The 9,385-nt window shown below is 73.2% G+C and carries 10 protein-coding genes; 6 read left to right on the top strand and 4 right to left on the bottom strand.

Going from position 1 to position 9,385, the window contains the following annotated elements; all coding sequences use genetic code 11:
- The coding region (locus AB0J52_RS16220; RefSeq protein ID WP_500182382.1) for an ArsR/SmtB family transcription factor at positions 1–681 on the top strand (681 nt) is incomplete at its 5' end.
- A 40-nt stretch (positions 682–721) separates the two neighbouring features.
- A complete protein-coding gene (locus tag AB0J52_RS16215) occupies positions 722–1,477 on the top strand; it encodes an alpha/beta fold hydrolase (protein ID WP_500182381.1) in 756 nt (251 codons plus the stop codon).
- 44 nt (positions 1,478–1,521) lie between these two features.
- On the opposite strand, the gene AB0J52_RS16210 is transcribed toward AB0J52_RS16215, so the two are convergent.
- From AB0J52_RS16210 to AB0J52_RS16195, 4 genes are all read right to left on the bottom strand, one after another.
- Positions 1,522–2,973: a sensor histidine kinase gene (locus AB0J52_RS16210; RefSeq protein ID WP_500182380.1), complete on the bottom strand. Its 1,452-nt coding sequence runs from the start codon at positions 2,971–2,973 to the stop codon at positions 1,522–1,524.
- A gap of 166 nt (positions 2,974–3,139) precedes the next feature.
- Positions 3,140–4,078: an ABC transporter permease gene (locus AB0J52_RS16205; RefSeq protein ID WP_500182379.1), complete on the bottom strand. Its 939-nt coding sequence runs from the start codon at positions 4,076–4,078 to the stop codon at positions 3,140–3,142.
- Complete coding sequence (locus tag AB0J52_RS16200; RefSeq protein ID WP_500182378.1) at positions 4,068–4,880, bottom strand: ABC transporter ATP-binding protein; 813 nt, start codon at positions 4,878–4,880, stop codon at positions 4,068–4,070. Before AB0J52_RS16200 ends, AB0J52_RS16205 begins: the two co-directional genes overlap by 11 nt.
- Positions 4,877–5,926 carry an ABC transporter substrate-binding protein gene (locus AB0J52_RS16195; RefSeq protein WP_500182377.1) on the bottom strand — a complete coding sequence of 350 codons (1,050 nt, stop codon included), beginning with the start codon at positions 5,924–5,926 and terminating at the stop codon, positions 4,877–4,879. Before AB0J52_RS16195 ends, AB0J52_RS16200 begins: the two co-directional genes overlap by 4 nt.
- A gap of 244 nt (positions 5,927–6,170) precedes the next feature.
- Between AB0J52_RS16195 and eno the strand changes: the two genes are divergently transcribed.
- The 4 genes from eno to AB0J52_RS16175 form a co-directional block, all read left to right on the top strand.
- Positions 6,171–7,454, top strand: coding sequence for a phosphopyruvate hydratase (eno, locus tag AB0J52_RS16190; RefSeq protein WP_500182376.1), 1,284 nt, complete (start codon positions 6,171–6,173; stop codon positions 7,452–7,454).
- Between the two features lie 62 nt (positions 7,455–7,516).
- Positions 7,517–7,966 carry an FtsB family cell division protein gene (locus tag AB0J52_RS16185; protein ID WP_500182375.1) on the top strand — a complete coding sequence of 150 codons (450 nt, stop codon included), beginning with the start codon at positions 7,517–7,519 and terminating at the stop codon, positions 7,964–7,966.
- A 180-nt stretch (positions 7,967–8,146) separates the two neighbouring features.
- The gene (locus tag AB0J52_RS16180; protein ID WP_500182374.1) at positions 8,147–8,689 is read left to right on the top strand and encodes a DUF501 domain-containing protein; all 543 of its coding nucleotides are present in this window, start codon (positions 8,147–8,149) and stop codon (positions 8,687–8,689) included.
- The coding region (locus tag AB0J52_RS16175; RefSeq protein ID WP_500182373.1) for a Ppx/GppA phosphatase family protein at positions 8,686–9,385 on the top strand (700 nt) is incomplete at its 3' end. The genes AB0J52_RS16180 and AB0J52_RS16175, both read left to right, overlap by 4 nt.

The raw sequence follows: 9,385 nt of genomic DNA, 5'->3' as shown, positions 1-9,385 counted from the left end.
GCGCCGGATCACCTTCTCGCCCTCGGCGATGAACATATCGAGGTCTCGGGCGGCGGTCCGCTGCCGGAGATCCTGCGCCGCGACGACCTGCCCGAGGTCGCCGCCGACGCCCTCACCGAGATCTGGCGCTACGCCGTCGAGCCGTACTGGACGCGCCGCCGCCGCGTCCTGGAGGCCGACATCATCGCCCGCACCCGGCAGCTCAGCCGGGACGGCTTCGCCGCCGCGCTGGAGGGCCTGCGCCCCGGAATCCGCTGGCTCGGCGACGGCCGCCTCCAGGTCAACGTCGCCGAGTACCCGACCCGCGACATCGCGGGCGCGCAGCTGTTCCTCGTCCCGATCACCTCCCAGCACGGCTGGGTGACCTGGGAGGACGGCGTCCGGTACGCCAAGATCTACCCGTGCGCGGGCGAGCTGGCCGCACCCGACCCCGTCCGCGCCCCGCAGGCCCTCGCCCGCCTCCTCGGCGAGGGCCGCGCCGCCGTCCTGACCTTCCTGGACGACCCGAAGAGCACCACCCAGCTCGTCGCGCTCACCGGCCTGCCGCTCGGCTCCGTCGGCCGCCACCTCAAGATCCTTCTGGACGCCCGCCTCGCCGACCGCCGCCGCTCCGGCCGCTCGGTCCTCTACTACCGCACGCGCGCCGGCGACGCCCTCGTGGACGCCCAGCTCACACCCTGACGCGTCCCCCGGACACGCGGACGGCGGGTATTTTGGGGGGATGATCGACGTGCCCGTTCAGTACTTCACGGCGCGCGACGGCGTGCGGCTGGCCTTCCGGGAGCTGGGGGAGGGGCGGCCGCTGGTGCTGATCCACGGCTACTTCTCCACCGCCACCGTGAACTGGATCCGGTACGGGCACGCCGAGGCGCTCGCCGACCTCGGCTACCGCGTCGTCATGCCGGACCTGCGCGGCCACGGCGACAGCGGCAAGCCGCACGACCCGGCGAACTACCCCCCGGACGTCCTCGCCGACGACGGGTTCGACCTGCTGGAGCACCTCGACCTGACCGACTACGTGCTCGGCGGCTACTCGCTCGGCGCGCGCACGACCGTGCGGATGCTGGCGCGCGGCGCGACGCCCGTCCGGGCCGTCCTCGGCGGCATGGGCCTCACCGGGATCACCGAGACCGAGGGGCGCGGCGACCACTTCCGCAACGTGCTGAGCAACCCGGGCACGTTCGAGCGCGGCACCGCCGAGTGGCGCGCGGAGGCGTTCCTGAAGACGGTCGGCGGCGACCGGACCGCGCTGCTGCGCGTCCTCGACACCTTCGTCAGCACCCCGCGCGAGGACCTCGACCGGATGACCCTTCCGACGCTGGTCGTGGCCGGGGCGGACGACCACGACAACGGCTCCGCGAAGGACCTGGCCGCCGCCCTCCCGGACGGCCGCTACACCGAGATCCCCGGCAACCACATGAGCGCCGTGACGCGCAAGGAGCTGGCCGAGGCGATCGCGGACTTTCTCGAAAGCTGACCGTCCGCCCAGCCCCGCCCCGTCCCGCGACGGCCGGGCCGAGGTCAGGCGTGTGGCGCCGATCCGGGCGCGCGGCCGGTGCGGTGGCCGTTGCGCCTGCGGGGCGGCTCCGGCTCCTCGTCCTTCGGCAGGCGCAGGATGAAGCGGGCGCCCCGGGTGCCGTCGGTGCGGTCGGTGATGACGAGCGTCCCGCCGTGCGCCTCGACGATGTCGCGCGAGATGGCCAGGCCGAGGCCGGTGCCGCCGGCGTCCTCGTGCCGGGCCTGGGCGAGCCGGGTGAACCGGTTGAACACCCGCTCGCGGTCCTCGGGCGGGATGCCCCCGCCGTCGTCCACGACCTCCACGACCGCCTGGCCGTCCTGCTCCCCGACCCGCACCGTCACCGACGTCGCGGCGTGCCGGTCGGCGTTGTCGATGAGGTTGGTCAGCACCCGGGCGAGCTCCAGCCGCCCGCCGCGCACCACCACCGGGTCGTCGCCGAGGACCCGCACCTTCGTCCGGCGCGGGCGGCGCAGCACCTCCTCGTCGGCGATCTCGTGCAGGTCGACGGGCTCCATCCGCAGGCCCTGCTCGGACTCCAGCCGGGCCAGCGCGAGCAGGTCGTCCAGCACCTGCTCCAGGCGGTCGGCGTTGCGCAGCATCGCCTCGGTCGCCTCGGCCATGTCCGGGGACTGCGGGTCGGAGCGGGCGAGCTCCAGCTCGGTCCGCAGGCCGGTCAGCGGGCTGCGCAGCTCGTGCGACAGGTCGGAGATGAACGCGCGCTGCCGCGCCACGGCCATCTCCAGCCGGTCGAGCGTCTGGTTCACGCTGCGCGCGAGCGCGTGGATCTCGTCCCGCCGGATCGGCTCCGGCACCCGCCGCTCCAGGTCGCTCGCGGTGATCTCGTCCAGGTTGCGGCGCAGCACGTCCACCGGACGCAGCGTGCGCCCGGCCGCGCGCCACGCGCCGAGTCCCACGACGGCCGCCGCCGCCGGGATCGCCAGCGCCGACAGCGCGGCGATGCCGGGCCTCGGCAGCAGCGGATGCGCCGTCTGCAGGGCGTAGACGACCAGCGGCCTGCCGCCCTGCTGCGTCCGCATCGCCACGACCTGGAAGCACGGACCGCCGGGTGCGTCGACGCGGCAGCTCAGGCCGTCCTCGCGGGTGTCCAGCCCCTTGGGGATCCGGAAGTCCACCGGCGGACGGCCGCGCATCGCGTCCGTCGCCGCCACCACGTGCCGGGAGAGGTCCACGACCTGGACGAGCGAGCCGTGGCGCGCCGTCGCGATGCGGGCCTCCAGCCGTCCGTCCCGGACGGCCTCGGCCACGACGCGGGCCCGCCGGGCGACCCTCCGCTCCTGGGAGTGCTGCGCCTCGGCGGCGACCAGCAGCATGGCGACCAGGTAGAGCGGGATCACGAGCAGGAGCGTGATCATCACCGCCCGGACGGTCACCCCGGTCCGGATGGACGGGTCACGCAGCACCCGCTGCCACGGCCGCGCCGACGGAGCGCTCACCCCCGGAGGGTTCCCCGGCCTCGGTAAACACGACCCGCCGGACCCGGCAAAGATCCGTTACGGCGGGCCATATCGCCGTTATCGGGCGCTAGCCGAGCGTTCCCGGCCCGGCGGACCGGACGGTCGCCGGGCCGGGTGCGGGGCGGGTGCGGGGCCGGGTGACGGGTCAGTCCCCGGCCAGCCCCCAGCGGGTCCGGATCGCCCTGTCCACCAGGCCGAACAGCCGGTCCATCACGATCCCGATCACCAGGATCACGATCATGTAGGAGATCATCGCGTCCGTCTGGGAGAACTCGCGGGCCTGCGACAGCAGCACCCCGAGCGAGGTGTGCGACGAGATCACCACCAGCAGCTCGCCCGCCATCAGCGACCGCCACGCGAACGCCCAGCCCTGCTTGAGGCCCGCCACGAACGACGGCAGCGACGCGGGCAGCACCAGGTGCCGGTACAGGTTCAGCCCGCGCAGCCCCATCACCTTCCCCGCCCGCAGCAGGATCGGCGGCGTGTAGTCCACGCCCGCGATGAGCCCGTTGGCGATGGACGGCGCCGCGCCGAGCACCACCACGAACAGGATCGCCTTCTCGCTGAGCTGGAACAGCAGGATCGCCAGCGGGAACCAGGCGATCGACGGCATCGTCTGCAACCCGGTGATCAGCGACCCGACCGCCCGCCGCAGCACCGACGACTGCGTCACGAGCGCGCCCACGAGCGTCCCGACCAGCACCGACACCGCGAACCCGAGGACGGCGCGCTGCATCGTCAGCCCGACCGCGGCCCAGAAGGAGCCCTTGGTGACCTGGCGGCCCAGCTCGGGCAGCGTGTCGCCGGGGCCGGGCAGCACGTACGGCGGCTTCCACCCCGACCACACCACGATCTGCCAGGCCAGTAGCGCGATCGCGACGGCGCTCGCCATCGGCCACACCGCCGACCACGCGCGCGCGGCCGGATGGCGCCGCGTCCGCCCGCCGAGCTCCAGCGCGTCCAGCCCCGAGATCTGCCGGCTGAGCTCCGGCCGCGCACGCCCGGCCGTGGCTTCCGCGCGCTGTTCCGGCTCCGCGCTCTCCGCGGTGGCGGTGGCGGTGGTCGTCGTCGTGTCAGGCGCCATGGCGGCCGACCTCCTCGCGCAGCCGGTCGGTGATGGTCCCGGCGAGCGCCGCGACCTCGGTGGAGTCGATGCGGCGCGGCCGCTCCATCCGGACGGGGAACTCCTCGACGACCCGTCCCGGACGGCTCGACAGCAGCACCACGCGGTCACCGAGCCGGACGGCCTCGCGGACGTTGTGCGTGACGAACAGGACGCTGAGGTTCCGCTCCCGCCAGATCCGCTCGATCTCGTCGTGCAGCAGGTCCCGGGTCATGGCGTCGAGCGCGCCGAACGGCTCGTCCATGAGCAGCAGGGTGCCGCCGCCGTCCCGCTTCTCCGCCGCCTCGGTGTCGATGGTGAGCGCGAGCGCGCGGGCGAGCGCGACGCGCTGCCGCATCCCGCCGGACAGCTGGTGCGGACGCTTCTTCTCGAACCCGGCCAGGTGCACCGACGCGAGCAGCTCGGCGGACCTGTCGCGGCGCTCGGCGCGCGGGACGCCGCGCGTCTTCAGCGCCAGCTCGATGTTCGCCGTGACCGTCAGCCACGGGAACAGCGCGGGCTCCTGGAACATCAGCGCGACGCGGCGGCCGGCGGTGTCGATGGTCCCGGCGGACGGCCGGTCGAGCGAAGCGACCAGGTTGAGCAGCGTGCTCTTGCCGCAGCCGGACGCGCCGAGCAGGCACACGAACTCGCCCGGCCCGACCGTGAGGGAGACGTCGTCGAGGGCCGCGAGCGGCCCGAACGCTTTGGAGACGCCGTCGAGCCGGACCGCTGCCCCGGAGGGCACGGCCCGGCTCGCGGCGGCCTCGACGGCCTGTGTCATCTGTCGCTGACCTGTGCCTTTCCCTGTGCCTTGAGCACGTCGTTGAGGGGACGGAGGTCGTAGACGCCGGTGAGGTCGACCTTGTCGAGCAGCCCGATCTCCTCGGCGTGCTGGGCGCCGGCGACCAGCGACGACGCGACCGGGTCGGTGGTGAACGTGATGCTCTTGAACGCGGCGTCCAGCACGTTCTGCTTGATGGGCTTGCCGGACAGCTTCGTCAGCGCCTCGTTGGCCGCCTGCTCCGCGCCCGGCTTGTCGGAGTTGATGTAGTCGGTCGCCTCGACCACGCCCTCCAGGAGCTTCTTGACCTGGTCGGGGTGCCGGTCGGCGAAGTCGCGCCGGACGATGAGGTTGGTGATGACGAACTTGCCGCCGGGCCACAGGGACGACTCGTCCAGCAGCTTCTTGCCCTTGCCCTCCAGCAGCAGCCGGGACGCGTAGGGCTCGGGCACCCACGCGCCGTCGATCGAGCCCTGCTGGAAGGTCTGGAGGGTCTGCGCGTTCTCCTGCGGGACGACCTTGACGTCGCCGGAGCCGTCCTTGTTGGCGGTCAGGCCGTTCTTCTTCAGCCAGTAGCGCAGCGCGACGTCCTGGGTGTTGCCGAGCTGCGGGGTGGCGATCTTCTTGCCCTTGAGGTCCTGCGGGCCGTTGATGCCGGGCTTCACGACGAACGAGACGCCGCCGGTCGCCGCGCCGGAGATGACCTTGATCGCCTTGCCGTGCGACTTGGCCCACGCGTTCACGGTCGGGTTCGGGCCGACGAACGTGGCGTCCACCGCGCCGGAGAACAGCGCCTCGACGGCGGCCGGGCCCGCGTTGAACGTCGCGGTCTTCGGGGCGGCGCCGAGGTGCTTGGCGAAGATGCCCTTCTGGATGCCGACCAAGGCGGTCGCGTGGGTGATGTTGGGGAAGTACCCCAGCTTCAGCGGGGCCGGGGCGCCGTTCGCCCCGCCCTTGTCGTCGCCGCCGCAGGCGCTGAGCGTCCCCGCGGCCAGGACGGTCAGGGCCGCCGCGGCGGCGGCGAGCGGGCGGAGCCTTCGATGCATCGGCATAATTCCCTACTAAGCAGGTCGGAATGACGTGCCAAGTAGACAATGTAGGCAATCCGTTCGTCAAGCGGCCCCGGGGTGCGAGTGCGTACGAGGTTTGTCGGGTCGCGCCCGGTAAGGGCGGCGTGCCGGTTCCGGCGTGCCAGTTCGAAGTCCGGCGGGCGCGCTGGATAGGCTCGGGGAGCATCCGCCCACGCGGGTGCGGTGTTCCGAGCATGCCGATGCAACTGGGGAGATGCCCGTGTCGTCGATCGAGGCCGTCCTCGCCCGTGAGGTCCTGGACTCCCGCGGCAACCCGACCGTCGAGGTCGAGGTCCTGCTGGCGGACGGGACCGAGTCCCGCGCCATGGTGCCGAGCGGCGCGTCCACCGGCCAGTTCGAGGCCGTCGAACTGCGCGACGGCGACGAGCGCTACGGCGGCAAGGGCGTCCGCAAGGCGGTCCGGGCCGTCAACAACGACGTCGACGAGAAGCTCGTCGGCTACCCGGCCACCGAGCAGCGGATGATCGACCAGGCGCTGATCGACCTGGACGGCACCCCGAACAAGGCCGAGCTCGGCGCCAACGCCATCCTCGGCGTCTCGCTCGCCGTCGCCCGCGCCGCCGCCGACTCCTCCGGCCTGCCGCTGTTCCGCTACGTGGGCGGCCCGAACGCGCACGTGCTGCCCGTCCCGATGATGAACATCGTGAACGGCGGCGCGCACGCCGACACCAACGTGGACATCCAGGAGTTCATGATCGCGCCGATCGGCGCGCCGACGTTCTCCGAGGCCGTCCGCTGGGGCGCCGAGACCTACCACGCGCTCAAGGCCGTCCTGAAGGGCAAGGGCCTGAACACCGGCCTCGGCGACGAGGGCGGCTTCGCGCCGGACCTGGCCTCCAACCGCGCCGCGCTCGACCTGATCATGGAGGCGATCCGCAAGGCCGGCTTCGAGCCCGGCCGCGACATCGCGCTCGCCCTGGACGCCGCCGCCTCGGAGTTCTACTCCGACGGCGTGTACGAGTTCGAGGGCGCCAAGCGCTCGGCCGACGACATGGCCGCCTACTACGGCGAGCTCGTCGACGCCTACCCGCTGGTCTCCATCGAGGACCCGCTCAACGAGGACGACTGGGACGGCTGGAAGTCCCTCACCGACGCCATCGGAGCGAAGGTCCAGCTCGTCGGGGACGACCTGTTCGTCACCAACCCCGAGCGGCTCGCCCGCGGCGTCCGCGAGGGCATCGCGAACGCGCTGCTGGTGAAGGTCAACCAGATCGGCACCCTGACCGAGACCCTCGACGCGGTGACCCTCGCCCAGACCAACGGCTTCCGCTGCATGATGAGCCACCGGTCCGGCGAGACCGAGGACACCACGATCGCCGACCTGGCGGTCGCGACCAACTGCGGCCAGATCAAGACCGGCGCGCCCGCCCGGTCCGACCGGGTCGCCAAGTACAACCAGCTCATCCGCATCGAGGACATCCTGGGCGACGCCGCCCGGTACGCGGGCGCCGCGGCGTTCCCGCGCTTCGCCCAGGAGTCCTGAGCGCGTTGCGTGCACCGGCCGGGTCTCCGTCCCGGCCGGTTCCCGACCTCTGAGGAGCGGTGATGGCGGCGGACGGCGGCGGCAGGCGGACGGACCGGGGCTCCGGCCCCGGCTCCGGACGGACGCGCGGCAGGCAGGGCGGCTCCGCCCTGACCGGCCGGGCGGCCATCCTCGCGGTCGTGGTCTGCGCCATCGCCCTGACGCTCGCCTACCCCGTCCGGGAGTACATCGCGCAGCGGCAGGAGATCGCCGATCTGCGGCACAAGCAGGCCGTCGCGCAGAAACAGGTCGCGGAACTCGAGCAACGCAAGCAACGGCTGACCGACAAGTCGTACATTGAACGTGAGGCGAAGCGCAGGCTCCATTACTGCATGCCGCACGAGAAGTGCTACATCGTCCTGGACGGCGGGGCGAGCGACGGAGAACAGGCCCAGCGGAAGGGCGCGGACGTCCGTCCGCCCTGGTACGAGACGCTCTGGCGGTCCGTGGAGACCGCCGACCGCACCCGCTGAGCCCCGCCGCCCGGCACGGCCGGTGAACCGTCCGGCGGGACGGGTGAACCGTCCGGCGGGGCGGGGCGTCCCTTGGGGCGTCAGGGGAGGACGGCGTTCCGCGCGGCGGGACGCCGAGCAGGGTGCCGCGGGGAGGCGGCACGGCGCGGACCCGTGCGTGGTCCGGGGTGGGGACGGGACATGATCGACGAACACGACACAGCGGCCATCGCGGCCCAGCTCGGCCGCGAGCCGCGCGGCGTCCGCAGGGTGGCCTACCGCTGCCCGTGCGGCAATCCGGCCGTCATCGAGACGGCCCCCCGGCTGCCGGACGGCACGCCGTTCCCGACGCTGTTCTACCTGACCTGCCCGAAGCTGGCGTCCGCGATCGGGACGCTGGAGGGCAGCGGGATGATGCGCGGGATGCAGGCCCGGCTCGCGGACGACCCGGAGCTGAAGGCCGACTACGAGGCCGCGCACGCCGACTACCTGCGCCGCCGCGACCGGGCGACCGAGGAGGAGGGCGTCGAGCCGCTGCCCGCGGGGATGCAGAGCGCGGGCGGCATGCCCGAACGCGTCAAGTGCCTGCACGCGCTGATCGCGCACGAGCTGGCCGTGCCGGGGACCAACCCGTTCGGCCGCGAGGGCCTCGCCGAACTGCCCGAGTGGTGGCGCGGCGGCCCGTGCGTGTGCCCATCGACCGACGGATCCGGTGCCAGGCCGGGCCAGGAGGGGGAACGGTGACACGCGTCGCCGCCATCGACTGCGGAACCAATTCGGTCCGGCTGCTCATCGCCGACGTGGAGGGCGACACGCTCACCGACGTCGAGCGCGAGATGCGGATCGTCCGGCTCGGCCAGGGGGTCGACCGCACCGGACGGCTCGCCCCCGAGGCACTCGACCGCACCTTCACCGCGATGCGCGAGTACGCCGGGATGATCCGCGCCCACGGCGCGGAGAAGGTCCGCGTCGTCGCCACCAGCGCGACCCGCGACGCGGAGAACCGGGCCGACTTCGTGGCCGGCGTCGTCGACATCTTCGGCGTGGTGCCGGAGGTGGTCACCGGCGACGAGGAGGCGCGGCTGTCGTTCACCGGCGCGACCCGCGAGCTCGCGGCGCTGCGCCCGGCCCGCCCGTACCTGGTGGTGGACATCGGCGGCGGCTCGACCGAGTTCGTGCTCGGCGCGTCCGGCGTGGAGACGGCCGTGTCGATGGACATCGGCTGCGTCCGGCTCACCGAGCGGCACCTGAAGGACGCCGACCCGCCGACCCCCGAGCAGATCGCCGCGACCATCACCGACATCGACGCGGCGCTCGCGACCGTCCGGGAGACCGTCGCGGTGGACGAGGCGCGCACGCTGGTCGGCCTGGCCGGCTCGGTGACCACGGTCGCCGGGATCGCGCTCGGCCTGCCGGAGTACGACTCGTCCCGGATCCACC

The organism is Spirillospora sp. NPDC049652 (genome assembly GCF_040675125.1).
GTDB lineage: Bacteria > Actinomycetota > Actinomycetes > Streptosporangiales > Streptosporangiaceae > Spirillospora.
The sequence above is the reverse complement of the archived record's forward strand: the minus strand, read 5'-3'. Positions and strand labels throughout refer to the sequence as shown.

Coding starts and splice junctions, on each gene's coding strand:
- AB0J52_RS16215 (WP_500182381.1), top strand. CDS start 722: ATGATCGACGTGCCCGTTCAGTACTTCACGGCGCGCGACGGCGTGCGG.
- AB0J52_RS16205 (WP_500182379.1), bottom strand. CDS start 4,078: ATGGCGCCTGACACGACGACGACCACCGCCACCGCCACCGCGGAGAGC.
- AB0J52_RS16200 (WP_500182378.1), bottom strand. CDS start 4,880: ATGACACAGGCCGTCGAGGCCGCCGCGAGCCGGGCCGTGCCCTCCGGG.
- AB0J52_RS16195 (WP_500182377.1), bottom strand. CDS start 5,926: ATGCATCGAAGGCTCCGCCCGCTCGCCGCCGCCGCGGCGGCCCTGACC.
- AB0J52_RS16185 (WP_500182375.1), top strand. CDS start 7,517: ATGGCGGCGGACGGCGGCGGCAGGCGGACGGACCGGGGCTCCGGCCCC.
- AB0J52_RS16180 (WP_500182374.1), top strand. CDS start 8,147: ATGATCGACGAACACGACACAGCGGCCATCGCGGCCCAGCTCGGCCGC.